The organism is Frondihabitans peucedani (genome assembly GCF_039537585.1).
In the GTDB taxonomy this organism is placed as follows: domain Bacteria; phylum Actinomycetota; class Actinomycetes; order Actinomycetales; family Microbacteriaceae; genus Frondihabitans; species Frondihabitans peucedani.
In genome coordinates, this window is record NZ_BAABAU010000003.1 from 362,002 (window position 1) to 385,796 (window position 23,795).

A 23,795-nucleotide genomic window follows, 5' to 3' on the forward strand; every position below is an offset into this window, starting at 1 on the left:
ACACTGGGCTTCCATCCCGCGGATGGAACACATGCGTTCCATGAAGGAGGATCATGCGCGCGTCCTGGCCTGACGAACTGGGCGACCTGGCCCGGCAGAGGCGGCTCGACCTCGGGTTGTCCCAAGGCGCTCTCGCCGACAGAGCAGGCACGACGAGGCAGTGGCTGTCGCGCTTCGAGGCCGGCAAGGGCGACGTCTCGCTCGCGAAAGCCCTCGAGGTCGTGCGCGAGCTCGACCTCGCGCTCGACGTCGTGACCGCAGCGCAGTCGCGCGACGCTGTCTCACCCCGCGAGGGCTTCCACCTGCCGCTCGAAGCGATCGACGCGGTGATCTCGAGGATGGCCGACCCGTCGGGGTCCCGCACTCCGCGCGAACGCAGCGAACGCCTGCAGAGGACCCTGCATCGACTGACGTCGCCTCCGCCGCGATGACAGGCCGACGACTGGACGTCCATCTCCACGGTTCTCGCGTGGCCACTCTCGAGGCCGGCGACAGTCGGTCCGGTTATCGACTGGTGTACGACGACGAATGGCGATCCTACGAAGCGGCTGCTCCTGTGTCTCTGTCCCTTCCTCTGACCACGGCGACCCACACGGGCGCCCACGTGTTCGACTTCGTCGACAACCTCCTCCCTGACAATCCCGTCGTCCGCGAGGAGTGGGCCCGCGCCTCCTCACTGCCGGACGCGGATCCTGCGACATTGCTGTCGGTCCACGGCGCCGACGTGGCCGGAGCACTGCAATTCACCCGTGCAGGAGAATCGCCCCGCACCCACGGCTCGCTCGCGCCCGAGACCGACGAGTCGATCGCCCGGCGGATCCGCTCGATTCGGGACGGGTCGCCCGATCCCCTCGCGAACGACTCCGGACCAGGGCGATTCTCCCTCGGCGGTGCCCAGGCGAAGTTCGCACTCGCTCGCGCGCACGACGAGTGGTGGGATCCCTCGGGAGCGACCCCGTCGACCCACATCTTCAAACCCCAAGTGACGCGGCTGGAAGACGGTGAGATCGTCGAGCACCTCACGATGGCCGCGGCGCAGGCTGCGGGCATCCCGAGCGCGACGACCGAGATCGCGAAGTTCGGCGAGGAAGTCGCTCTTCAGGTGGAGCGGTTCGATCGGGCCGACACCCCCGACGGGGTCGTTCGCCTGCACCAGGAGGATCTTCTTCAAGCTCTCGGCCGCCCGCGACTTCGGAAGTACGAGTCGCAGGGCGGACCGTCGGCCGAGCAGATCATCCGAGTGCTGGATCGCAATCGGGTCGACGGCGACAGAGTCGGATCGAAGACGCGGTTCATCCAGGCTCTGCTGTTCTCGTGGATCGTGCTCAATACCGACGGCCACGCGAAGAACTTCTCGCTGTATCTCTTCCCTGGGCGGAGTCCCCTCACTCCCGCCTACGACGTCTCCTCGTTCCTCCCCTACGTCGGGCCGTCCGTCGCATCTCGCGACGACCTGCTCCGCGCCATGCAGGACGCACGCCTCTCCATGCGCATCTCGGCCTCGTACCGAGTCGGAGACATGGGAGCCTTCGAATGGGGCGCCATCGCCCGAACCGCCGCGGTCTCGCCAGCCGATCTGCTCGAATGGGGCATCGTCGTCTGCGAGGAGTTGCCCGGCGTCTTCGCCGACCTGGCAGCCGACCTCGACGAGCGGTTCCGCACGCCGGTCGTCGAGCTCCTCCTCGACCGCATCGAGCTGAGAGCGCGACAGGCGAAGAAGGCGCTCGCGCGGCGAGTCGAGATCTGATCCGCTTCAGTCCTCGGCGGGCAGGCCGTAGAAGCGACGCGCGTTGTCGCCGAGCACGGCCGCCCGGTCGGCCGCCGGCCAGTCTGCGAAGATTCCCGACAGCGCGTCGAAGCAGCGGGCGTAGCCGCCGGCGGTGAGCGAGACGGGCCAGTCGCCGCCGTAGAGCAGGCGGTCGGGGCCGAAGAGCCGGTGCGCCTCCTCGACGAAGGGGCGCACCTGATCCTGCGTCCACGACGCGGCATCGGCCGTCGCCGAATAGAGCCCGGAGACCTTCGCCGACAGCAGGGGGTTCTCGGCTGCGCGCGCCATCAGGACCGACCAGGTGTCGCCCGGCCAGCGGGCCGAGCCGGGATCGCCGATGGGCGGTTTTGCGAGGTGGTCGATCACGATCCTGAGCGAGGGGTGCCGCTCGGCGAGGGCCGGCAGGTGCTCCAGGTGCCGCGGCAGGACGGCGACGTAGTCGAACGGGACGCCCAGGGCCTCGAGCACGCCGAGGCCCTCGTCGACGTCGGGGCGCAGGATCCAGTCGGGGTCGGGCTGGTCGTGGATGAGGGTGCGGACCCCCACCACGCGCGGATCCCGGCGCAGCTCCACCAGCCGGTCGTGCGCCTCCTGCGGCCTCTCGAGGGGCGCGTACGCGACGATGCCCGCGACCTCGTCATGGCGGTCGGCGGTCCGGAGCATGGTAGCCGTGTCGTCGGGGTCGTCGGCGGCCTGGACGAGGACCACCCGGTCGACGCCTGCGGCGGCGAGCGACGGGCGGACCTCGTCGAGGCCGATGGAGCGGAAGATCTCGGGGACCGATCCGTCGGGCCAGTCGTAGTGGGCGCGCTCGAGGTCCCACACGTGGACGTGCGAGTCGATGACGGCCACGGGTCAGGCGACTCGGCTCGTGCGGCTCTGGTCGGCGCTGTGGAGGCTCCGATCGGCCGCCCAGTAGGAGCCGTCCGGGAACGCGTACTCGTCGAGCGTCGAGTCGAACATCTCGGCGCTGTAGCCGGGTGCACCCGGCAGGCGGTAGGCGCCGTCCTCGACCACGCACGGCTCGACGAAGTGCTCGTGGAGGTGGTCGACGAACTCGGTGACGCGGCCCTCGAGGCTCCCGGAGACCGCGACGTAGTCGAAGATCGACAGGTGCTGCACGAGCTCGCAGAGGCCGACGCCCCCGGCGTGCGGACAGACCGGCACACCGAACTTCTTCGCGAGCAGGTAGACGGCGAGGATCTCGTTGACGCTGCCCAGCCGGGCGGCGTCGAGCTGGCAGAAGTCGAGCGCCTCGGCCTGGAACATCTGCTTGAACAGCACGCGGTTCATCCCGTGCTCCCCCGACGCGACGCCGATCGGGTGCACGGCGCGGCGGACGGCGGCGTGCCCGAGGACGTCGTCGGGGCTCGTCGGCTCCTCGATCCAGAGCGGCTTGAACTCCGCGAGCGAGCGCACCCAGTCGATCGCCTCCGGGACGTCCCAGACCTGGTTGGCGTCGATCATGAGGTCGGCGTCCCAGCCGATGACCTCCCGGGCGATCGCGAGCCGACGGAAGTCGTCCTGCCGGTTCGCGCCGACCTTCAGCTTGATGTGGCGGTAGCCGGCGTCGACGGCCTCCTGGCAGAGCCTCCGCAGCTTGTCGTCGGAGTAGCCGAGCCAGCCGGCGCTCGTCGTGTAGCAGGGGTACCCGGTCCGGTCGAGCTCGGCGATTCGCTCGGCCCTCGTCGGCTCCAGCTCGCGCAGGATCCCGAGGGCGTCGTCGCGGGTGAGGGCGTCGGAGAGGTAGCGGAGGTCGGCGGCGTCGACGAGCTGCTCCGGGGTCATGTCGGTGAGGAGCCGCCAGAGCGGCTTGCCCCCGACGCGCGCCGCGAGGTCCCACACGGCGTTCATGACAGCGGCGAGCGCCAGGTGGATGACGCCCTTGTCAGGGCCGAGCCAGCGCAGCTGCGAGTCGCTCTGCAGCTCGCGGTAGATGCCGCCGAGGTCGCCGGTGATCTCCTCGACGCTCCTGCCGATGAGCGGGAGGGCCCGCTGGGCGGCCGCCGCGGTGCAGAGGTCGTTGCCCCGCCCGATGGTGAAGGTGAAGCCGAAGCCGGAGAGCGCAGGATCGTCGGTCCGCAGGACGACGTAGGCGGCCGAGTAGTCGCCGTCCTTGTTCATGGCGTCGGACCCGTCGGCCGACAGCGACGTCGGGAAGCGGACGTCGTGCGTCTCGACGGAGGTGATGGTGGTCATGAGAGTCTCCCTGCGGAGGTCGGGGCGACCGGGGACCCGGTCGGGAGGGGGCGGATGAGCGAGCGCTCCTCGAGGTCGGTCCAGAGCGCGTCGGGCACGTCGACTGCGAAGCGCCGGATGTTCTCCTCGGCCTGGGCGCCGTTCCTCATGCCGAGGACGGTCGAGACGACGGCGGGGTGTCGCCGCGGGAACGCCACGGCCGCCTCGGGGAGCGTGACGCCGTGCCGCTCGCACACGTCGGCGATGGCCCAGGCCCGCTCGACGATCTCGGGCGGGACGGTGTCGTAGTCGTACTTCGCGTCGCGCGGAGGCCGGTCGGTCGCCAGGACGCCGGAGTTGTAGGCTCCGGCGGCGACGATCCCGACGCCCCGGGCGAGCGCTGCCGGGAGGAGGTCGTCGAGGGCGCCCTGGTCGAGCAGGGAGAAGCGGCCGGCCAGCATGACGAGGTCGATGTCGGTCTCGCGGACGAAGCGGGCGGGCAGGGCCGACTGGTTCATCCCGGTGCCGATCGCGCCGACGACACCGCGGTCGCGGAGCTCGACGAGGGCGGGGATCGCCTCGGCGACGACCTGGTCGCCGAAGTCGTCGGGGTCGTGCACGTAGACGATGTCGACGCGGTCGAGGCCGAGCCGGTCGAGGCTCGACTCGAGCGAGCGCGTCACGCCCTCGGCGCTGAAGTCCCACTGCCGCTTGACCACGGCGGGCACGGCGAAGCCCTGGTCGTCCTGCGAGTCCTCGCCAGAGGGGTTCGGGACGAGGAGCTTGCCGACCTTGGTCGAGATGGTGAACTCGGAGCGGTCGTGCTCGGAGAGGAGCTCGCCCAGCCGACGCTCGGAGAGCCCGAGGCCGTAGTGCGGCGCCGTGTCGAAGTACCGGACCCCCGCCTCCCACGCCGCCTCGAAGGCCTGCCGGACGTCGTCGTCGGTGGCCTCCCTGTAGAGATTGCCGAACTGCGCCGTGCCGAGGCCCAGCTCCGTCAGCCGGACCGCTTCGCCGCCTCGTCTCTGAGTGGTCGTCTTCACGTTCTTCTCCTGATCAAGCTCGTTCACGAATCATATGATCTATTCACAGCTTATCCGCTTCAATGTCGCCCCTGGTAGTCAGAAGACGCGAAAAGGTCCGGTCAATCACCGGACGCGAGGACGGTCTCCACCCGACGGACGGCGCGCTCGAGAGCCGGCCCGGCATCCTGCCCGCAGTTGACGACGTCGTCGACGAGGTGATTGAGAGCGTCGACCAGCAGAGGCAGGGCGGCGATCTGCGGAAGCGGCCGCGAGACGCGGTGCGCCTCCTCGAAGAGCGCGAAGGCCGGGGTGCGGGCCAGGAGCTCCGCGTCGCGCCAGGTGTCGAGACGGGTGCCGGAGGATCCTGCGCGGGTCGTCGCCCGGTCTCCCCGCGGCGACAGGCACTCGCGGATGACGCTCCAGGCCTCGTCGACGCGCCTGCTCCCCGCCGTGACGGCGAGCGCCCAGAACGCGTTCACGACCGGCGTCGGGGTGCCGTCGTCGGCCGTGGGAGCGAGGGCGGTGCCCACTCGACCGGCGACCCGGCTGCCGGGGCCCTGGGCCGCGTGGGCGTACCCGGCCCAGTTCATCATCAGCGCGACCCGGCCCTCGGCGAACGCCCTGCCGCTGCCGACGCTGTCGAGGGTGCGGGCGTCGGGCGGCACTGTCGGGTCGTCGACCGCGTGGCCGCGCAGCCAGGCGAGCGCGCCGAGCCCCGCAGCGCCTCCGAAGGCGGGGCGCAGGATCCCGGACCCGTCTCGCGCCACGACGTCGCCGCCGCACACCCGCACCTGCGTCACGAAGTCGTAGACGTCGTTGTGCCCGTCGGGGGCGCCGGCGAGGACCGTGCCGAAGAGCCCCTCCTCGGGGCGGGTGAAGAAGCGGGCTTGCCGGTCGAAGTCCGACCAGGTGGCCGCCGGCGCGAGCTCGGTGCCGAAGCGCTCCCGGTAGGCGCGGCGCTCGGCCGGGTCGTCGAAGAGGTCGGTGCGGTAGACGAGCAGCGGCGGCCCGTCGTGGAACGGGAGGCCCCACACAGCAGCGCGCTCGGCCCGGGAGGGCGCGGCGTCCGCCGCGAAGGTCACGACGTCGACGAAGGCGTCCGACCAGGCGGCGGGCCAGCCCTCCGGCGGAGCGCCCGCGAGCAGGTCGTCGAGCGGTCTCAGTGCGCCGCGCGCCGCGAGCCTCGGAAGCCAGTCGGCCGGCACCAGGACCGCGTCGACGCTCCCGTCGACGCACACCGCCGTCTCGAACAGCTCGCGCTCCAGCGCGCCGATGCCCACCCAGCGCGCGTCGACCGCGGCCGGCTCGAGATCCTGCGCGGCCAGGGACGCCTCGAAGGTGTCGCCCGCGCGTCCGAGCAGGGTGATCGTCATCCTGCGCTCCTCTCCACTGCTGGTACTCGTCAGACCTTAGCCACTGGTAGGCCTCGCGTGCGGCCCGTCGACTTGAAATTACGCGGCAGTCATCAGATGATTGGGTCAACAACGTCGAAGGAGACAGGCATGCGCAGCGCCGCCTACGTGGGAGACCAGCGAATCGCGATCCAGACCTCGGAGCCGCAGGATCCCGCGCCCGGCCAGGTGCGCCTCCGCGTCGCGTACACCGGCCTCTGCGGCACCGACCTGCACATCCTGCACGGGGCAATGGATGCGCGGGTCGAGCTCCCGGCGGTCATCGGGCACGAGATGTCGGGCACCATCGACGCCCTCGGCGACGGCGTCGACGGCTGGAGCGTCGGCGACCCCGTGACCGTGATGCCGCTGGCCTGGGACGGGACCTGCCCCGCCTGCCTCGCCGGCAACGAGCACATCTGCCAGAACCTCGACTTCATCGGCATCGACTCCCCCGGCAGCCTGCAGCCGCTCTGGAACGTGCCCGCGTCGGTCCTCGTGGCTCTGCCGGAGGGGCTCAGCCTCACCCACGCGGCCCTCGTCGAGCCGGTCGCCGTGTCGGTGCACGACGTCCGCCGGTCGCAGCTGGCTCCCGGCGAGAAGGCCGTCGTCATCGGCGGCGGGCCGATCGGCGTGCTGATCGCGACCACGGCCCGCGAGTTCGGCGGTGACGTCGTCGTCGTCGAGATCGACCCCGGCCGACGGCAGGCCGTCGCCGACCTCGGCTTCACCACCCTCGACCCGACCGCAGACGACCAGGTCGCCTGGGTGGAGGAGTGGACCGGCGGAGCAGGAGCCGACGTCGTCTTCGAAGTGTCGGGCGCCGCCGCCGCCGTGCTCGGGGCGACCGCCCTCTGCAAGGTGCGCGGACGCCTCGTCGTGGTCGCGATCCACCCCGAGCCCCGCCCCATCGACCTCCAGCGCCTCTTCTGGCGCGAGCTCACGATCATCGGCGCCCGCGTCTACCAGCGGCAGGACTTCGAGACGGCCGTCGACCTCGTCGCCCGCGGCGTCATCCCGGCCGACCTGCTCATCACGAGCGTGGTGCCGCTCGACCGCACCGCCGACGCATTCGCGGAGCTCGGCGCCGGGCGCGCCATGAAGATCCTCGTCGACGTGCAGTCCGGAGCCGACGCTTGAGCGGGTCGCTCGACGTCAGCGGGATGTTCGACCTCACCGGCCGCACCGCCCTCGTCACCGGCTGCAGTCGCGGCCTCGGACTCGCCATGGCCGCTGCCCTCGCGAGCGCCGGAGCCGACATCGTGGGCGTCAGCGCGACCCTGGCCGCCGAGGGAAGCGAGGCGGAGCGCCGCGTCCGGGCGACCGGCAGGAGCTTCGAGGGCCACGCCGTCGACTTCGCCGACCGCGACGCCGTCCTGCGCTTCGCCCGCACCGTCACGGAGGGCGACCGCGCCATCGACATCCTGATCGACAACGCCGGCACAATCGAGCGCCACCCGGCCGAGGAGCACCCCCTCGACGCCTGGGACCGTCTCGTGCAGGTCAACCTGTCGAACCAGTTCGCCCTCACGCAGGCGGTCGCGCCCGGCATGCTGGCCCGCGGCTGGGGCCGCGTCGTGTTCACCGCGTCGATGCTGAGCTTCCAGGGCGGGCGGAACGTCTCCGGCTACACGGCGACCAAGTCGGCGATCGCGGGCCTCACGAAGTCGCTCTCGAACGAGTGGTCGGGCCGGGGCGTGACGGTCAACGCGATCGCCCCCGGCTACTTCCGGACCGACAACACGCAGGCGCTGCAAGACGATCCCGACCGCGCCGCCGGGATCCTGGGCAGGATCCCGGCCGGACGCTGGGGCGAGCCCGACGACCTGGCCGGCGCGGTGGTGTTCCTCGCCTCCGACGCCGCCGCCTACGTCACCGGGGTGACCCTGCCCGTCGACGGGGGCTGGCTCGCGTCCTGAGAGCGGGCAGGCCGCCCTCCTGAGCGGGGCGGGCAGCGCCGGGAGGACGCAGGGCAGAAATACCCGCTCGACAGCGGTTCCGGGAGGGAGTAGCTTCGGGGCCGTTCGAGGAACCCCCGAGTTCCTCCCGGCTCCCAGCTCGCCCGCTCTTCCGGCGACCGGCGCCCACCCCTCTCAAGAACTGTGACCCGTTCCCACCCGAACACCGCTCGCACCTCCACCCGCGACACCGGTGCCTCGACGAGGAGGCTCCGAGCGTGTCCAGGGCCGTCCGCTGTGCCCGCTCGCGCGTCGCCTCCCCCTCTGGAGCACAGCCATGCCCATCACCGCCCACCGCTCGACCAGCGTCAATCCCGCCCACTCGCACGGAGGAGGTGTGCGCGGCGACGCCGTGCCGCACCGGTCCGCGCAGTTCACCGGCCGCTTCGGCCGCCTGTTCCGCGACCTGCCGCCGGCCGACTGGCCGGACGCGGCCCTCCGCGCACTGGGCCTCGCGATGACGGCCGCGCCCGAGACCGATCCTGCCGATCCGACGATGCCGGCCGCAGCTCCCGAGACCGACGAGATCCTGCAGGACGACGAGGAGAACTCCGGCATCCCCGCCGGCTACACGTACTTCGGCCAGTTCGTCGACCACGACATCACCTTCGATCCTGCGTCGACCCTCATGAAGCTGAACGACCCGGAGGCGCTGGTCGACTTCCGGACCCCGAGGCTCGATCTCGACAGCCTCTACGGTCGCGGGCCCGACGACCAGCCGTACCTGTTCGTCGGCAAGAAGTTCCGGCTCGGACGCCCGCTCACGGAGGGGGTCGGCTCGGGGCCCTCGCACGCTCGCGGCCACGCCGTGAATCTCCGCGACCTGCCCCGGTACGAGGACGTCGAAGACCCCTCGCTCCCCAAGCGCGCGCTGATCGGCGACAAGCGCAACGACGAGAACGTCATCGTGTCGCAGCTGCAGGCGTCGTTCCTGCAGTTCCACAACCGGCTGGTCGACGTGCACCCGGAGTCGACCTTCGCCGAGATCCAGCAGCTCGTGCGCTGGCACTACCAGTGGCTGGTGCTCAACGACTTCCTGGTGCGGATCTGCGGACGCGAGATCGTCGACGAGCTCCTGCCGCACCGCCTCGAGCGGAAGCCCGCTGAGCAGAAGCGGCCCCGGCTGTCGTACTACCACTGGCGGAACGACCCGTTCATGCCGATCGAGTTCTCGGTCGCCGCCTACCGCTTCGGGCACTCGATGGTCCGGCCCGTGTACCGGCTGAACACCGTCCTCGACGGCGGGGCGGATCCGCTCGCGGCGACCGAGCACGAGCGCGAGATCGGCCTCGCCGGGCGGTTCTTCATCTTCGCCGGCGTCACGACCCGCGGCCTCGACGGGTTCGACGCCTTCCCCTCCCCCTGGGCCGTCGACTGGAGCCTCTTCTTCGACATCCCGGGCATCGCTACGGTGGGCGGAACCCAGCGGGTACAGCCGTCGTACAAGATCGACACCGTCCTCACCGACCCGCTCGGCTTCCTGCCGGAGTTCTCCACCCGCCGGCCGCCGGCCGCTGCGCCGATGACGGTCGAGCGCCTGCACGCCGAGCCCGTGGACGCGCAGGCGGATCCTGCGAACCTCGCCGTCCGGAACCTCCTCCGCGGCAAGAACCTCCGCCTGCCGAGCGGACAGGCCGTGGCCGACGCGCTCGGCATCCCGAGGATCCCCGACGACCAGCTCGTCGTCGGCAAGGCCACGCTCGGCGCCTCGTCCGACGATCCGGTCTTGCTGACCGACCTCGACCCGTCGTTCGCCGGCAACGCACCCCTCTGGTACTACGTGCTCGCCGAGGCGCAGGTCGACTGGCTGAAGCGGGCCAAGGCTGCCGGGAGCCGCCGCGATGCCGAGCCGGTGCGGCTCGGACCGGTCGGACGCAGGATCGTCGCCGAGACCCTCGTCGGACTGGTCGCGGGCGACGGCATGTCGTACCTCAACCAGTCGCCGAACTTCGAGCCCGTCGTCGACGGCCGGCGCCTCGACACGGTCGGCGCCCTCCTCGCGTTCGCGGTGCGACCGTGACGCTCACCGACGGGACGCAGGATGCCACGGGCCACCTCCCCGACATCGAGCGGCAGGCCCTGACGCGCGGTGCCGACCTCGTGCTCGAGGGCGGCGGCGTGAAGGGCATCGGGCTCGCCGGCGCCGTCATCACCCTCGCCGACGCCGGGTACGTGTTCCCGCGCGTGGGCGGGACCTCGGCCGGGGCGATCGTCGCCTGCCTCGTGGCCGCGTACCAGACCCGCAAGGTGCCCCTGTCGCAGATCCGGCGCGACATGGAGGAGCTCGACTACACCCGCTTCCGCGACCAGAGCCGGTTCCAGCGCACCTTCGGGCACGTCGGCCGGGCGGCGTCGCTGCTCGCCCACCAGGGCGTCTACCGGACCGACTACCTCGCCTCCTGGCTCGCCGGCAAGCTCGACCCGCTCGGCATCCGGACCTTCCGCGACCTCAGGATCGACGGCGACACCGGCACCGGCCTCCCGCCCGAGCGCCGCTACCGGCTCGTCGTCCACACCTCCGACCTCTCCCGGAAGTGCCTGGTGCGGCTGCCGTGGGACCTCCCGAAGTACCTCCTGCCGGAGACGGCCAGCGAGGAGTCGAGGCTCGCCGCCATCGACGGCTACCGGGTCGTCGACGCGGTGCGCGCGTCGATGTCGATCCCCTGGTTCTTCCGCCCCTTCACGCAGTCGTCCGACGCCGGGAGCTGCACCTGGGTCGACGGCGGGCTGCTGCAGAACTTCCCGATCACGGTGTTCAACCGCAACGACGGCAGGCTCGACCGCTGGCCCACCTTCGGCGTCAAGCTGTCGGGACGGCCCCGGCCGACTCAGAAGGAGCGGGCGGTGCTCGGGAACATCGCCGAGCTCAGAGCGGTCGCCGCGACAGCCCTCGGGCAGTGGAACCGCTACTCGCTCTCCGACTCGGGTGTCGACGACCGCACCGTCTGGGTCGACACCGACGACGTCTCCGCGACCGACTTCGGCATCTCGAGAGACGTCCAGGAGCGGCTCTACGCGAACGGCGTCGACGCGGCCCGGACCTTCATCACCCAGTGGGAGGAGGCGAAGAGGCGGAAGGACGCGGCGGTGCTCGCCGAGGCTCGGGCGAGGCTCGGGTAGTCCTGCCCGGTCGCGGTCGCGCTGTCGGCGCCGCCGCGGCCCCGGTGTCGGCCGCACCCCCTGCTGCGGTCGGTGCCGACCCGGCATGCTTCGTGTATCGTTCTAGATGTTACGTACACGAAGAAGTGGAGACGCAATGTTTTCGAAGAGAATCGCCTGCCTGCTCGTGAGCAGCGCCGTCTGCTCCGGCCTCCTGCTTTGGGCGCGCGCACTCGTGCCGACGGCCCTGACGGGGCTCGCCGTGCTGCTGTTCGTCAGAGTCGACCAGACCCTCGGGCTCGGCGTCGCGCTCCTCGCGGTGTACAGCGCTTTCGGTCATGTCGAGACAGCGCGGCCACGGGTGCTCGTCGATGAGAGGGAGTTCGAAGCTGCCGCGTTCCGGAGGTATCGGCACGCGCATCCTGAGCAGACCTTCACGGAGGCGCTGGCGAGCGCCGGCGACGAGGTGCGACGCCACTGACGGCCGGCGTGGGTAGGCTTGAGGAGTGAAGCCGCTGACCGAGGACGACATCCGCTCGTCGTTCGTGAACGCCCTTCCGGGCGACCTCGACCGCCTGCCGATCCCGGGCCTCCACGAGATGATCTGGAGCGAGCGGGAGTTCCTCGGCTGGCGCGACCCTCAGGCGCACCTCCGGGGCTACATCGTGTCGTGGCTCGACGACCGGCCGACCGGGCTCGTCGTCCGCACGGCCTCGACGACCCTCCGTCCCGGCATCGCCGCGATGTGCTCGCTCTGCCACTCGCCGCAGCCCGCCACGCAGGTGCGGCTCTTCACGGCACCGCGAGCCGGCGAGGCCGGCCTCAACGGCAACACCGTCGGCACCTACATCTGCGAAGACCTCGCGTGCTCGATCCTGATCCGGGTCGCACCGCCGCACCTCAACCCGCCCGAGCGAATCGCCGAGCGCGCGGCCGGGCTGCTCGCGCGGGTGCAGAACTTCACCGCCGACATCATGAAGACGGCGTAGGGCGCAGTCTCCGGCCTACCGCGTCACGCGTCACGCAGCGCGTCCCGTCAGGGGGTGACGCGGTGCGTGAGGGGTGACGCGGTGCGTGAGAGGTGACGCGATCCTGCGTCCGGCAGGTCAGGCGAGTCAGGAGAACGCGGCCGACGGGAGGTCCTTCTCGTCGGAGGCGACAGCACTCACGATCCTGGCGGCGACGGCGTCCGGATCGAGCCCGGCACCGAAGGCGGGCGCGACCCCGGCGACCGGGTGCTGCGAAAGCTCGGTGGAGGTGTGCCCGGGGCGGGCGTCGACGACGCGCACGCCGCCGCGCCGCAGCTCGCGACCCGCGGCCTGCATGAACGCGGCGAGCGCGGCCTTCGACGCCGAGTAGGCGGCCATCCCGGCTGTCGGCGCCTCGGACACCACGCCCGACAGGGTCACGACGAACGGCTTGCCGCCGCCCGCGGCCGACTCGAGCAGGGCAGGGGCCGCGGCCCGCAGGATGCGGATGGGCGCGAACGCGTTCGTCTCGAACAGCTCCGAGACCGTCTCGTCGTCGACCTCGACGGCCGGACCGAACGCGACGACACCGGCGGCCACGATCACGCCGTCGAGCCTGCCGTGGGCCTGGAGCGCAGCGGCCACGAGCGAGGCGGCTCCCTGCGGCTCACGCAGGTCGGCGAGGTACGCGCCTGGCCCGATGAGGCGCTCGGCGCTGCGGCCCGCGCGGACCACCGTCGCTCCCGCCCCTTCGAGCTGCGTCGCGATCCTGCCGCCCAGCCCGCCCGACGCCCCGACCACCAGCACCACCGCACCCGCGAGTTCTGTCATGCGGCCGACCGTACGCCATCGTCCTGGTGCTCCCGGAGGAGCAGGTCGCAGCAGCATCCTCCTCCCTAGGGCCGACGGCCTCCTCTCCCCAGTAGTCCCCTGGGACCAGGTTTCTCCACAGGGGCCTGTTTTCAGTGCGCGCTTGCAGGCTCGACGCGTAATTTCCTCCCAGACGTGAAAGGTTCTGCCATGAAAAAGTCATCTCTCCGCTGGGTCCCCGCAATCGCGATCCCAGCCGTCGTCATCGCCGGCGCAGTCGCCATCCCCCAGATGGCGTCCGCCGACGTCAAGCTGCCCTCCAAGTCGGCCGCGGGCATCGTCGCCTTCGCCGAGAAGAGCGTCGGCACCTCGTTCACGGGCAGCGTGACCGAGACCGCCGACCTCGGCCTCCCCGACCTGTCGTCGTTCAGCACGGGTGCCGGCTCGTCGTCCGGTTCCGACGTGCAAGACGCCCTGTCGCAGCTGACCGGCACACACAAGGCGAAGGTGTACGTCGACGGCACGACGAAGCAGCGCGTCCAGACGCTCGACGACCTCAAAGAGACCGACGTCATCCGCAACGGCCGGACGGTCTGGGCGTACGACTCCGAGAAGAAGACGGCTACCCGGCTGACCCTCCGAGACGCCAGCCACGACATGGACTGGCAGGTCGGCACGGGCAAGACGCCTCTGGCGACCGACGCGCCCACGACCCCCACCGAGGCCGCTCAGAAGGCTCTCGACGCGATCGGGAGGTACACGGCGGTCAAGGTCTCCGACAACGTCCGCGTCGCCGGCCAGAAGGCCTACCAGATCACCCTCACGCCGAAAGACGACACCACCCTCGTCGGCCGCGTCACCCTGGCCGTCGACGGCAAGACCGGCGTGCCGCTCCGGGTCGTCGTGAAGGCGAAGGGGCAGAGCGATCCTGCGTTCTCCGTCGCGTTCACCTCGATCTCGTACGACAAGCCGTCCGCCGACACGTTCACATTCACTCCGCCGAAGGGCACGAAGGTCGAGCAGGTCAAGGCGCCGCAGTACCAGCGCGACTTCAACACCGGCCTGACTCCCAAGTCTCTGAGCAAAGACAGCGCGATCGCCAAGGCCCGCGCCGAGGCGCAGCCCGTCGTCCTCGGCAGCGGATGGTCGACGATCGTCGGCGCGAAGCTCCCCTCCGGTGCTCTCTCGGGCGACTCGACCGGGATGCTCGACCAGGTCCTGACGAAGGTCGACGGCGGCCGTGTGCTGCAGACGGCGCTCGTCTCGGTCTACCTGACCGACGACGGCCACGTGTACGTCGGCGCCGTGAAGGCGTCGGCTCTCGAAGCCGCCGCCCAGAAGTGACCTCCAGCACCACGTGAGCCAGTCCCTCGCCATCGAGACGACCGCGCTGTCGAAGTCGTTCGGCCGCCAGAAGGCGGTCGCCGACCTCGACCTCGCGGTGCCGTCGGGCAGCGTCTTCGGGTTCCTCGGGCCGAACGGCTCGGGCAAGACCTCCACGATCCGGATGCTGCTGGGTCTGACGAAGGCCTCGAGCGGCGAGATCAGGATGCTCGGGCGGGCGATGCCGACCGGTCTCGCCCAGGTGCTCCCCCGCGTGGGAGCGCTCGTCGAGGGTCCGGCGTTCTACCCGTTCCTGTCAGGTCGCGCGAACCTCATGCGGCTCGACACCGCCGACCGCGGGGCGCCCGGCGCCACGCGCCAGGCCCGCGTCGACGCCGCGCTCGACCGGGTCGGCCTGACCCACGCCGCCTCCAAGAAGGCGCACGCCTACAGCCTCGGCATGAAGCAGCGGCTCGGCATCGCCGGCGCGCTCCTGATGCCGCGCGACCTCCTCATCCTCGACGAGCCCTCGAACGGCCTCGACCCCCAGGGCACCCGCGAGGTGCGGTCACTGATCGGCTCGCTGGCGGGCGAGGGCACCACCATCTTCGTCTCCAGCCACCTGCTGTCGGAGATCGAGCAGATGTGCTCGCACGTGGCCGTGATGAGCGCCGGGCGCCTGGTGGCGCAGGGCACCCTCGACGAGCTGCGACGCCAGGGCGTGCAGCGGGTCACCGTGTCGACGGTGGATGTCGACGAGGCGGCGCGCGTCCTCGTCGGTCTGGGCCTCGATCCTGCGGTCTCCGGCACCCAGGTCACCGCCGAGCTGTCGGCCGACTCGCCGCCGCCCGAGCGCCTCAACCGGCTGCTCGTCGAGAGCGGCGTCGGCGTGCGCGGATTCGCGGTCGCGGGCGCCAGCCTCGAAGACCGTTTCGTCGACCTGACCGGGGAGGGCTTCGATGTCGCAGGATGAAGCGGTGATCCGCTCGGACGCTCGGGCGACCGATCCCACCCGCGTCGGAGGGCTGGGGCTCGCGTTCCTCGGCTCGGAGCTGCGAGTCCTGTTCCGCCGCACCCGCACGATCGCCATGCTGGGCGCCCTCGCGGCGATCCCCGTGCTCCTCGCGGTCGCCGTGCGCGTCGCGACGGGCGGCGACTCCGGCCGAGGCCCGGCGTTCCTCGGAAGCATCACGCAGAACGGCCTCTTCGTCTCGCTGACGGCACTCGTGGTCGCTATCCCCCTGTTCCTGCCCCTGACCGTGGGCGTCGTCGCGGGCGACACCATCGCCGGCGAGGCAGGTCTCGGCACCCTCCGCTACCTCCTCGTGGCTCCGGCCGGGCGGGTGCGACTCCTGGTGATCAAGTACATCGGCGCCGCGGCCTTCTGTCTCGCCGGCACCCTCGTCATCGTGATCTTCGGCGCCATCATCGGCGCGCTGCTGTTCCCCGTCGGCCCGGTGACGCTGCTCTCCGGGCAGACGGTCGGCGTGCTCGACTACGCGGGCCGCATGCTGCTGATGGCCGTGTACGTGACCATCTCGCTCCTCGGGCTGAGCGCGATCGGCCTCTTCATCTCGACGCTGACATCCGTCCCCGTCGGGGCCATGGCCGCGACGATCGTGCTCTCGACGGTCGCCCAGATCCTCGGGCAGCTGCCGCAGCTGGCGTTCCTCCGGCCGTTCCTCTTCACCGACTACTGGCTCGGCTTCGCCGACTTCCTGAGGTCGCCGGTGTCGTTCGACAACTTCCAGGCGAACGCACTCCTGCAGCTCGGCTACATCGTCGTGTTCGGGTTCCTCGCCTACGGGCGGTTCACGACGAAGGACATCCTGAGCTAATCCCTCCGGCGGAATCAACCCCGTCGCGATCCTGAGCCGCGCGCGCCGACGCCGACTACCGTCGCCCGCGTGCGCGACCGCCCGGTCGTGCAGAGAGGACAGGATCATGGCAACCGATCTCACCGGACGACGCATCCTCGCGATCGTCACGAACTACGGCGTCGAGCAGGACGAGCTCGTCGTGCCCGTGCAGCACCTCCGAGACGCCGGCGCCCACGTCGACGTCGCGGCGGTGTCGACCGACCCCGTACAGACGCTCGTGGGCGACAAAGACCCGGGCTCGCAGGTGACGCCCGACCTCACGCTCGACGACGTCGACCCGACGGGCTACGGGATGCTGCTCATCCCGGGCGGCACCATCAACGCCGACACCCTCCGGACGAACGAGACGGCCATCGGGATCGTCACGCGCTTCGTCGACGCCAAGACGACCGTCGCCGCCATCTGCCACGGCCCGTGGGCGCTCGTCGAGGCCGACGCCGTCCGCGGCAAGACGCTGACGTCGTTCGCGTCGCTGCAGACCGACGTCCGGAACGCCGGCGGAACCTGGGTCGACCGCTCGGTCGCCACCGACGACGCCGACTCGTGGACGCTCATCACCTCGAGGACGCCCGACGACCTGCCCGACTTCCTCGCGCAAATCGACAAGGCCCTGGAGTCGGTGCAGCTGCCGGAGTCGGCCGGACGCTAGACGACCCGCATCACCGCTGCGCGAGGCGGCCGAGCCCTCGGGCCGGCCGCCTCACGCTCGTCAGGGCCGCCTCACGCTCGTCAGGGCCGCCTCACGCTTCTTCGAGACAGAGGCAGAACGGGTGGCCCGCGGGGTCGAGGTAGACCCGGAACGTGGAGTCCGGCTCGTCGGGCAGCCCGGTCGGGCGCGCGCCGATCGACAGGGCGAAACGCTCCGCCTCGTCGAGGTCGGGCACGTCGAGGTCGAGGTGCAGCTGCTGCGGCACGGTCTCGTCGGGCCAGGTCGGCGGCACGAAGTCGGCGGCGTACTGGAACGCGATCCCGGCGCCGCCCGGGGTCGCAGGATCGCGCAGCGTGATCCAGTCGTCGCTCTCGTCGGCGATCCGCCAGCCGAGCAGCGCCGAGTAGAAGTCGGCCAGGGCGCGGATGTCGGGGGCGTCGAGCACGACGAGGTCGAAGCGGATCGCGGGGCGGGTCGGGGTCGCATCGGTCATGGCGCGAAAATACTCCCCGAACGGGCCTGGTGGCTCGCACCGGCGGTGTCCATACTTGCTCCATGCCCCGACCCGCCGACCGTCCTGCCGCTGACGTCGGCCCGGGTGGCCGAGCGCCTCGGCGGGGCCCCTCGCGTCGCGCCGTCCTGATCGGCGCCGGAGCCGCCGCGGTCGTCGCCGGCGTGGGAGTGCCCACCGCGGTGGCCCTCCGTCCTCGTCGGCCGGGCCGCCTGGTCTCGGCGCTCCTCGACGCGAAGCGCTTCACGATCGCCCACCACGGCGGTTCCGGCGACTGGCCCGAGGAGTCGCTCTACGCCTACGCGCACGCCGCCGCCTCAGGAGTCGACGCCCTCGAGGTGTCGCTCGCCCGGTCGTCCGACGGCGTCTGGTTCGGGCTGCACGACGCGACGCTCGACCGCACCTCGGGCACGAGCGGCTACACGGCCTCGGAGCACACCTGGGATGAGATCCGAGCGCACCGGATCTCGCCGACCGGGTCGCAGGATCCTGCGCAGCCGTCCCGGCCGTACGCCCGCTTCGACGACATCCTCGACGCCTACGGCGAGACGCACGCGCTCTTCGTCGACCCGAAGGTCGCCGGGGCGGAGCACTACGACGAGCTGTTCGCGCTGGTGGCCGAGCACGTCTCGAACCCGACCGAGACGATGGTCGCCAAGGGGTACTGCACGAGCACCCGCTGGGCCGACGCCGCCTCGGGCCGCGGGCACCAGACGTGGGGCTTCTACTACGCGAACGAGATCGCCGCGAAGCCCGACCTGCTGACGTCGACGCAGGATCGCTGGAGCACCCTCGGTCTCGACTACGACGGCGCTCCGGCCCAGTGGCGGACGGTCACGTCGATCGGCAAGCCGGTCGTCGGGCACGTGATCCCGACGGCTGCGGCTGCCCGGACCGCGCTCGACCTCGGCGCCCAGGGGCTGATGATCTCGGGCGTCACCGCCACGATGGGGCACCTGCCTGCGGACTGAGGGCCGGAGCGGGGCGCCGGCTACGGACCGGGGTGCGAGGCGCTGCGCTAGGGGCGGATCCGGCGCCGCCGGGCGACGAGCACCAGAACGGCGGCCGCGAGCAGCAGCGCCGCCCCGATGAGGGAGGGCGTGCGGAGGGCCGCCGAGCCGCCGAGCCAGGTGACGCTGTCTCCGGAGGAGGCGGGGGCGGACGGTGCGTGCGCCGTCGTCGACGGGCTGCTCACGGTGGCGGCCGCCGGCGTGAGCGACGGGAGGGCGACCGCGAAGGCGACTCCCTCCTCGCCGCCGCCGACGAGGGTCTGGGAGAACGAGGTCGCGTCGGGAGCCGCGACCATGGCCGTGCCGTCGCGGTGCTCACCGATCTCTCCCGCTCCGGCGCAGACGACCGTCTTCGACGCGAATCCGGTCAAGGACCCCTGGCAGGCGTCGGCGAGGGGGACGTACTTCGTCGACTCGAGCGGGACGTCGGAGCGCCAGGTGATCGACTCGCCCGCGTCGGTCGACTCGGCGTCGGCGCCCACGAGCGTGAAGGCGGCGGCGGGCTGGTCGTTCGAGTCGACGACCCGGATGTCCGACAGCGCGAGCGTCGTGGTGGTGGTCTGGTCGACCTGCGAGAGCACGGGGCGCCCGGTGACACCGGTCAGGATGCCACGGGTCCCGAGGTAGGCGTTGACGTACGCACCGAGCGCGGTCGGGTGCACGGCCCCGCCGCTCGCCCGGAGCGTGAAGGAGAGGCGGTAGCCGCCGTCGACCACGACCGAGAAGCGCTGACCGGCCGTAGAGGTCGCGGCCGGGGCCGAGTAGCCGCTCAGGTCGAGCCAGCAGAGGTCGCTTGCGGCGGTGCTGGTCGACGACGCGGCGACATCGCAGGAGGACGCCAGGGCGGTGCCGGACGACGCCGCCGTCGTCGAGCCGGGCGTCGCAGCCGGCGCGGCGACGGGCGTCGCAGCCGAGGCGGGCGCACCCGCGGCCAGCGCGAGGCCGCAGGCGAGCAGGGCCGAGGCCGCGAGGGCGGCGAGTCGCCGGACGCGGGGGCGGGATCCTGCGCGCGAGGGGCGAGCGGTGGTGCTCTGCATTCAGGTCTGCTCTCCGGCGCCCCGAAGGGGTCACGTCGTGCGGCTGGTCGTGACGGGCGCGGATGGTCGGTTCGGGGAAGGGCTCGCCCGCCGGTGGTCAATCGGAGTGCACGGGCGTGATCGTGGGCTCCTGCCAGACGCTTCGGGGTCGTCTGGAGAGTCGGGGATCACCCGGAGGACGCCCGCCCGGCGGAGTGCACCGAACGCTCTGTCCTCCCTTGTGAGGTCAGCCTAGCGTCCCCCGCCGCCTCTGGTCGCGGGGAACCGAGGCCCCCGTTCGGGTGCCGACCGCGCGGGCCGGCACCCGAGACAGTCAGTCGCGCAGCTCGAGGTACTTCGCGATGAGCGACTTCGTCGAGGAGTCCTGCGACTCGAGCGCCGCCTCGTCGCCGTCGACGGCCGGGGCGATCTGGAGCGCCAGCTGCTTGCCGAGCTCGACGCCCCACTGGTCGAACGAGTCGATGCCCCAGATGGTGCCCTCGGTGAAGACGATGTGCTCGTAGAGCGCGATCAGCTGGCCGACGACGCTCGGCGTGAGAGCGGGGGCCAGGATCGACGCGGTCGGCCGGTTGCCGCTGAACTCGCGGGCCGGGACGACGGACTCCTTCGTGCCCTCGGCGCGGACCTCGTCGGCGGTCTTGCCGAAGGCGAGCGCCTTGGTCTGCGCGAAGAAGTTCGCCAGGAACAGGTTGTGGACGTCTTGCCCGGCCTCGACGGTCGAGCCGTCGCCGGTCTCGTCCTTCAGGGGGTGAGCGGGGTTCGCGACGGTGATGAAGTCGGCGGGGATGAGGCGGGTGCCCTGGTGGATCAGCTGGTAGAACGCGTGCTGGCCGTTGGTGCCGGGCTCGCCCCAGAAGATCTCGCCGGTGTCGGTCGTCGCGGGCGAGCCGTCCCAGCGGACGCTCTTGCCGTTCGACTCCATGGTGAGCTGCTGGAGGTACGCCGGGAAGCGGTGGAGGTACTGCGCGTACGGCAGGACCGCGTGGCTCTGCGCCCCGAGGAAGTTCGAGTACCAGACGTTGAGCAGGCCCATGAGCACGGGCACGTTCTGCTCGAGCGGCGTCGTGCGCATGTGCTCGTCGACGGCGTGGAACCCGGCGAGGAACTCGCGCCAGTTGTCGGGGCCGATCGCGATGACGACCGAGGTGCCGATGGCGGAGTCGACCGAGTAGCGGCCTCCCACCCAGTCCCAGAAGCCGAACGCGTTCTCGGGGTCGATGCCGAAGGCCGCGACCTTGTCGAGGGCGGTCGAGACGGCGACGAAGTGCTTGGCGACGGCGCTCTTGCGGGCCTCGTCGGTGTCGTCGAGAGCGCCGGCGGCGGCGAGCTGCTTCCAGAGCCACTCGCGGGCGAGGCGGGCGTTGGTCAGGGTCTCGAGTGTGCCGAAGGTCTTCGAGGCGACGATGAAGAGCGTCGTCTCAGGATCGAGGTCGGCCGTCTTCTCGTAGACGTCGGACGGGTCGATGTTCGACACGAAGCGGGCCTCGAGGCCGGCCTGCACGTAGGGCTTCAGAGCCTCATAGACCATGACGGGCCCGAGGTCGGAGCCGCCGATGCCGATGTTGACGACGGTCTCGATGCGCTTGCCGGTGACGCCGGTCCACTCGCCGGAGCGGACCTTCTCGGCGAAGGCGTAGACCTTGTCGAGGGTGGCGTGCACGGCGTCGTCGACGTTCTCGCCGTCGACGGTGAACGGTGCCGCCGGGACCAGGCCCGTGGTGTCTCTCGGGCGACGGAGCGCGGTGTGGAGCACGGCGCGGTCTTCGGTCACGTTGATGTGCTCGCCGGAGATCATCGCCTGGTAGCGGCCGGCGACGTCGACGCTCTTCGCCAGCTCGAGCAGGTGGCCGAGGATCTCGTCGGTCAGGAGCCCCTTGGACAGGTCGACGGTGAGGTCGGCCGCCTGGAAGGTGTACTTCTCGGCGCGGGAGGCGTCTTCGTCGAACCAGCCTCGGAGGTCGGGGGTGAAGCCGTCGGCGATGCCGGCGAGCTGCTTCCAGGCCTCGGTCGAGGTCGGGTCTACGGGAGCATTTTCGGTCACGGGGTCCTCCAGAACGCCTGCACGGTACGTGGCCCGCGACTCACGCAACACTGCGAGGCGGACCGTCTGCAATCCTATTGCGGCGTCGCGATCCTGGTCCGCCCGGGTGTCGGGCCGACACCCGTCACTCGGCGAGGTCGCGGACCAGCGCGGGGATCCTCTCGCGGAACGGGAAGAATCCGCGGGAGGCCGACGGCCACGCCGCGCTGTCCCAGGGGCGACGCACGGTGACGAGGCTCACGCCGTCGGCGGCGAGGTCGGACCGGAGCCTGCCGATCCTCTCCTGGACGGGGCCGACCGGTGCGTACGGGACGACGATCGTGTCGAGCCGCTCCGACCGGGCCCAGTCGAGGACCCACGACGCCGCGGCGCCCGCAAGCACCACGGCGGGTCGCCCGCGGGAGTCGAGGCTCCGCTCCGCAGCGTCGTCGACGACGGCGGCGGTGAAGGCGTCGACCGCGCTCGACGCCCCGAGGGGAGAACGCTCGTCAGGATCGGCGAAGGCGGCGGTGGCCACGAGCGTCTCGGCCAGCCCGGGCTGCCCCGCGAGCAGACTCGAGGCGTCGAGGTCCTCCTCGTGGATCAGGAGCCCGGCCCGTGCGCCGATCGTGCCGACGACCTCCTCCGGCTCGATCGGCGTCCTGGCTGGCAGCGGTTCCTCGCTGAGGGCGCGGGCGGTCGTCGCCAGCCCGGCAGGCGAGAAGCGCCCGTCGGTGTAGCGGGAGATGTTCGAAGCCTGGGCCAGGTAGGTCTTGCCGGCGGTCTGGAGACCCGCCACCCAGCGCCACGACAGCGTGTTCGACGCGGCGTCGCCGTCGAGCAGGTGCCGGTAGAAGAGGTCGGCGCCGAGCTGCCACGGCAGGCCGAGGGTGAAGACCCAGATGCTCGCGAACCACATGCGCGTGTGGTTGTGCAGGTAGCCGGTCTCGACCAGCTCGCGCACCCACGCGTCCATTGCGTCGATGCCGGTGTGGCCGGCGACCGCCTCCTCGTACCCGGCCGGGAGGCCGCCCGCGTGGAAGGCGTCGACCTCAAGGCGGTACCGCCGCCACACCTCGGGGTTCTGCTCGAGCCAGCCCTTCCAGTAGGTCCGCCAGAACACCTCCTGTACGAACTTCTCGGCAGCGCCGAGACGGTGGCGGGCCAGCACCGCCGTGACGACCTCCCGCTCGGTCACCACGCGGTGGCGGATGTACGGCGAGAGCCCGGAGACGTTGCTCCGCGAGGGCCCGTCGTCGCGGTTGCGGTCGCGGGAGTAGTCGACTCCGGCGTGAGGGACGAAGTCGTGGAGCGCCTCGAGGCCGGCGGCTCTGGTCGGGATGAACACCGCTCCATGATGCGACCGGTCGACGGGGAGAGCCTGAGCGCCGGGAGAGCCTGAGCGCCCCCTGCCCCGGGGCAGGAGGCGCCCGACTGCCTCTAGTAGCCGACGGGCGCGGACGCTGCGGAGGCGTCGGCGCCGAGGAGGGCGCGCGAGCCGGAGACGCCGAGACGCGTGGCGCCGGCGGCGATCATGCGGCGCGCGTCGTCGAGCGTCCGGACGCCGCCGGAGGCCTTGACGCCCAGGCGCCCGGCCACCGTCTCGGACATCAGCCGGACCGCGTGCTCGGTGGCACCGCCGGCCGGGTGGAACCCGGTGGAGGTCTTCACGAAGTCGGCACCGGCCGCGACGGCCGCCTTCGTGACGGCCACGATCTCGTCGTCGTCGAGGACGGCCGACTCGATGATGACCTTCAGGACGGTGGGCGCGGGGACGGCCTCGCGGACGGCGCGGATGTCGGCCTCGACGGCGTCGAAGGAGCCGGCCTTGGCGGCGCCGATGTCGATGACCATGTCGATCTCGTCGGCTCCGAGCGACACGGACTCGCGCGCCTCGCCGGCCTTGACAGCGGAGGTGTGCTTGCCGCTCGGGAACCCGCAGACCACGGCGACCTTGACGTCGGCGCCCTCGGGGATCGTCAGCGGGAGCATCGACGGCGACACGCAGACCGAGTAGGTGCCGAGGTCGACGGCCTCGCGGACGAGCGCCTCGACATCGGCCGCGGTCGCCTCCGGCTTGAGGAGCGTGTGGTCGATGAGGCGGGCGATCTGAGCGGGCGTCGGTTCGGTGGTCATGGACCCAGGGTACTTCGGGCCGCCGTCACCGA

Annotated in this window: 23 protein-coding genes; 13 read left to right on the forward strand and 10 right to left on the reverse strand. The window is 71.5% G+C overall.

The window, feature by feature from the left end; translation table 11 throughout:
• Positions 1-53 precede the first annotated feature (53 nt).
• Positions 54-431: a helix-turn-helix transcriptional regulator gene (locus ABD733_RS13135; RefSeq protein WP_344796921.1), complete on the forward strand. Its 378-nt coding sequence runs from the start codon at positions 54-56 to the stop codon at positions 429-431.
• On the forward strand, positions 428-1,747 hold the full coding sequence (locus ABD733_RS13140; protein WP_344796923.1) for a HipA domain-containing protein: 1,320 nt from the start codon (positions 428-430) through the stop codon (positions 1,745-1,747). Before ABD733_RS13135 ends, ABD733_RS13140 begins: the two co-directional genes overlap by 4 nt.
• Before the next feature lie 6 nt (positions 1,748-1,753).
• Here ABD733_RS13140 and ABD733_RS13145 read toward each other — a convergent pair whose 3' ends face one another.
• The 4 genes from ABD733_RS13145 to ABD733_RS13160 all read right to left on the reverse strand — a co-directional run bounded on the left by ABD733_RS13145 (position 1,754) and on the right by ABD733_RS13160 (position 6,344).
• A complete protein-coding gene (locus tag ABD733_RS13145) occupies positions 1,754-2,620 on the reverse strand; it encodes an amidohydrolase family protein (protein ID WP_344796925.1) in 867 nt (288 codons plus the stop codon).
• Between the two features lie 3 nt (positions 2,621-2,623).
• Positions 2,624-3,967 (reverse strand): L-fuconate dehydratase, encoded by a 1,344-nt coding sequence (locus ABD733_RS13150; RefSeq protein ID WP_344796927.1) that lies wholly within the window; start codon positions 3,965-3,967, stop codon positions 2,624-2,626.
• Complete coding sequence (locus ABD733_RS13155) at positions 3,964-5,016, reverse strand: aldo/keto reductase (protein ID WP_344796929.1); 1,053 nt, start codon at positions 5,014-5,016, stop codon at positions 3,964-3,966. Before ABD733_RS13155 ends, ABD733_RS13150 begins: the two co-directional genes overlap by 4 nt.
• A gap of 74 nt (positions 5,017-5,090) precedes the next feature.
• Entirely contained in the window at positions 5,091-6,344 is a 1,254-nt protein-coding gene (locus ABD733_RS13160) for an extracellular solute-binding protein (RefSeq protein ID WP_344796931.1), read from the reverse strand.
• A gap of 129 nt (positions 6,345-6,473) precedes the next feature.
• Between ABD733_RS13160 and ABD733_RS13165 the strand changes: the two genes are divergently transcribed.
• The 6 genes from ABD733_RS13165 to ABD733_RS13190 all read left to right on the forward strand — a co-directional run bounded on the left by ABD733_RS13165 (position 6,474) and on the right by ABD733_RS13190 (position 12,408).
• Positions 6,474-7,502: a zinc-dependent alcohol dehydrogenase gene (locus tag ABD733_RS13165; protein ID WP_344796933.1), complete on the forward strand. Its 1,029-nt coding sequence runs from the start codon at positions 6,474-6,476 to the stop codon at positions 7,500-7,502.
• A gap of 23 nt (positions 7,503-7,525) precedes the next feature.
• A complete protein-coding gene (locus ABD733_RS13170) occupies positions 7,526-8,281 on the forward strand; it encodes an SDR family oxidoreductase (RefSeq protein ID WP_344797038.1) in 756 nt (251 codons plus the stop codon).
• Positions 8,282-8,597: 316 nt separating this feature from the next.
• Positions 8,598-10,340 carry a peroxidase family protein gene (locus ABD733_RS13175; protein WP_344796935.1) on the forward strand — a complete coding sequence of 581 codons (1,743 nt, stop codon included), beginning with the start codon at positions 8,598-8,600 and terminating at the stop codon, positions 10,338-10,340.
• Positions 10,337-11,440 (forward strand): patatin-like phospholipase family protein, encoded by a 1,104-nt coding sequence (locus ABD733_RS13180; protein WP_344796937.1) that lies wholly within the window; start codon positions 10,337-10,339, stop codon positions 11,438-11,440. The genes ABD733_RS13175 and ABD733_RS13180 overlap by 4 nt, the downstream gene beginning before the upstream one ends.
• Positions 11,441-11,576: 136 nt before the next feature.
• Positions 11,577-11,900: a hypothetical protein gene (locus ABD733_RS13185; RefSeq protein ID WP_344796939.1), complete on the forward strand. Its 324-nt coding sequence runs from the start codon at positions 11,577-11,579 to the stop codon at positions 11,898-11,900.
• 25 nt (positions 11,901-11,925) lie between these two features.
• The gene (locus ABD733_RS13190) at positions 11,926-12,408 is read left to right on the forward strand and encodes an FBP domain-containing protein (protein WP_344796942.1); all 483 of its coding nucleotides are present in this window, start codon (positions 11,926-11,928) and stop codon (positions 12,406-12,408) included.
• 126 nt (positions 12,409-12,534) lie between these two features.
• Here the strand turns inward: ABD733_RS13190 and ABD733_RS13195 are convergent, their stop codons facing one another.
• Entirely contained in the window at positions 12,535-13,218 is a 684-nt protein-coding gene (locus ABD733_RS13195) for an SDR family NAD(P)-dependent oxidoreductase (protein WP_344796944.1), read from the reverse strand.
• Positions 13,219-13,407: 189 nt separating this feature from the next.
• Here ABD733_RS13195 and ABD733_RS13200 point away from each other — a divergent pair, with 189 nt between their 5' ends.
• From ABD733_RS13200 to ABD733_RS13215, 4 genes are all read left to right on the forward strand, one after another.
• The gene (locus ABD733_RS13200) at positions 13,408-14,541 is read left to right on the forward strand and encodes a LolA family protein (RefSeq protein ID WP_344796946.1); all 1,134 of its coding nucleotides are present in this window, start codon (positions 13,408-13,410) and stop codon (positions 14,539-14,541) included.
• 13 nt (positions 14,542-14,554) lie between these two features.
• A complete protein-coding gene (locus tag ABD733_RS13205; protein ID WP_344796948.1) occupies positions 14,555-15,493 on the forward strand; it encodes an ABC transporter ATP-binding protein in 939 nt (312 codons plus the stop codon).
• The gene (locus tag ABD733_RS13210; protein ID WP_425552918.1) at positions 15,480-16,358 is read left to right on the forward strand and encodes an ABC transporter permease; all 879 of its coding nucleotides are present in this window, start codon (positions 15,480-15,482) and stop codon (positions 16,356-16,358) included. Before ABD733_RS13205 ends, ABD733_RS13210 begins: the two co-directional genes overlap by 14 nt.
• Positions 16,359-16,464: 106 nt before the next feature.
• Complete coding sequence (locus ABD733_RS13215) at positions 16,465-17,049, forward strand: type 1 glutamine amidotransferase domain-containing protein (protein ID WP_344796950.1); 585 nt, start codon at positions 16,465-16,467, stop codon at positions 17,047-17,049.
• A 91-nt stretch (positions 17,050-17,140) separates the two neighbouring features.
• Here ABD733_RS13215 and ABD733_RS13220 read toward each other — a convergent pair whose 3' ends face one another.
• The gene (locus tag ABD733_RS13220; RefSeq protein ID WP_344796952.1) at positions 17,141-17,542 is read right to left on the reverse strand and encodes a VOC family protein; all 402 of its coding nucleotides are present in this window, start codon (positions 17,540-17,542) and stop codon (positions 17,141-17,143) included.
• Between the two features lie 62 nt (positions 17,543-17,604).
• On the opposite strand from ABD733_RS13220, the gene ABD733_RS13225 reads away from it, so the two are divergent.
• Positions 17,605-18,531, forward strand: coding sequence for a glycerophosphodiester phosphodiesterase (locus tag ABD733_RS13225; RefSeq protein WP_344796954.1), 927 nt, complete (start codon positions 17,605-17,607; stop codon positions 18,529-18,531).
• 47 nt (positions 18,532-18,578) lie between these two features.
• Here the strand turns inward: ABD733_RS13225 and ABD733_RS13230 are convergent, their stop codons facing one another.
• The 4 genes from ABD733_RS13230 to deoC all read right to left on the reverse strand — a co-directional run bounded on the left by ABD733_RS13230 (position 18,579) and on the right by deoC (position 23,763).
• Positions 18,579-19,607: a CshA/CshB family fibrillar adhesin-related protein gene (locus tag ABD733_RS13230; protein WP_344796956.1), complete on the reverse strand. Its 1,029-nt coding sequence runs from the start codon at positions 19,605-19,607 to the stop codon at positions 18,579-18,581.
• Between the two features lie 313 nt (positions 19,608-19,920).
• Entirely contained in the window at positions 19,921-21,648 is a 1,728-nt protein-coding gene (gene pgi, locus ABD733_RS13235) for a glucose-6-phosphate isomerase (protein WP_344796958.1), read from the reverse strand.
• Positions 21,649-21,772: 124 nt separating this feature from the next.
• Entirely contained in the window at positions 21,773-22,975 is a 1,203-nt protein-coding gene (locus ABD733_RS13240; protein WP_344796960.1) for an FAD-binding domain-containing protein, read from the reverse strand.
• Between the two features lie 92 nt (positions 22,976-23,067).
• Positions 23,068-23,763 carry a deoxyribose-phosphate aldolase gene (gene deoC / locus ABD733_RS13245; RefSeq protein WP_344796962.1) on the reverse strand — a complete coding sequence of 232 codons (696 nt, stop codon included), beginning with the start codon at positions 23,761-23,763 and terminating at the stop codon, positions 23,068-23,070.
• Positions 23,764-23,795 lie beyond the last annotated feature (32 nt).

Excerpts from the sequence above, each read along its gene's own strand:
- ABD733_RS13215 (WP_344796950.1), top strand. The coding sequence starts at position 16,465 with ATGGCAACCGATCTCACCGGACGACGCATCCTCGCGATCGTCACGAAC.
- ABD733_RS13165 (WP_344796933.1), top strand. The coding sequence starts at position 6,474 with ATGCGCAGCGCCGCCTACGTGGGAGACCAGCGAATCGCGATCCAGACC.
- deoC (WP_344796962.1), bottom strand. The coding sequence starts at position 23,763 with ATGACCACCGAACCGACGCCCGCTCAGATCGCCCGCCTCATCGACCAC.
- ABD733_RS13185 (WP_344796939.1), top strand. The coding sequence starts at position 11,577 with ATGTTTTCGAAGAGAATCGCCTGCCTGCTCGTGAGCAGCGCCGTCTGC.
- ABD733_RS13150 (WP_344796927.1), bottom strand. The coding sequence starts at position 3,967 with ATGACCACCATCACCTCCGTCGAGACGCACGACGTCCGCTTCCCGACG.
- ABD733_RS13200 (WP_344796946.1), top strand. The coding sequence starts at position 13,408 with ATGAAAAAGTCATCTCTCCGCTGGGTCCCCGCAATCGCGATCCCAGCC.
- ABD733_RS13210 (WP_425552918.1), top strand. The coding sequence starts at position 15,480 with ATGTCGCAGGATGAAGCGGTGATCCGCTCGGACGCTCGGGCGACCGAT.
- ABD733_RS13230 (WP_344796956.1), bottom strand. The coding sequence starts at position 19,607 with ATGCAGAGCACCACCGCTCGCCCCTCGCGCGCAGGATCCCGCCCCCGC.
- ABD733_RS13140 (WP_344796923.1), top strand. The coding sequence starts at position 428 with ATGACAGGCCGACGACTGGACGTCCATCTCCACGGTTCTCGCGTGGCC.
- ABD733_RS13135 (WP_344796921.1), top strand. The coding sequence starts at position 54 with ATGCGCGCGTCCTGGCCTGACGAACTGGGCGACCTGGCCCGGCAGAGG.
- ABD733_RS13170 (WP_344797038.1), top strand. The coding sequence starts at position 7,526 with ATGTTCGACCTCACCGGCCGCACCGCCCTCGTCACCGGCTGCAGTCGC.
- ABD733_RS13220 (WP_344796952.1), bottom strand. The coding sequence starts at position 17,542 with ATGACCGATGCGACCCCGACCCGCCCCGCGATCCGCTTCGACCTCGTC.
- ABD733_RS13160 (WP_344796931.1), bottom strand. The coding sequence starts at position 6,344 with ATGACGATCACCCTGCTCGGACGCGCGGGCGACACCTTCGAGGCGTCC.
- ABD733_RS13225 (WP_344796954.1), top strand. The coding sequence starts at position 17,605 with ATGCCCCGACCCGCCGACCGTCCTGCCGCTGACGTCGGCCCGGGTGGC.
- ABD733_RS13175 (WP_344796935.1), top strand. The coding sequence starts at position 8,598 with ATGCCCATCACCGCCCACCGCTCGACCAGCGTCAATCCCGCCCACTCG.
- ABD733_RS13195 (WP_344796944.1), bottom strand. The coding sequence starts at position 13,218 with ATGACAGAACTCGCGGGTGCGGTGGTGCTGGTGGTCGGGGCGTCGGGC.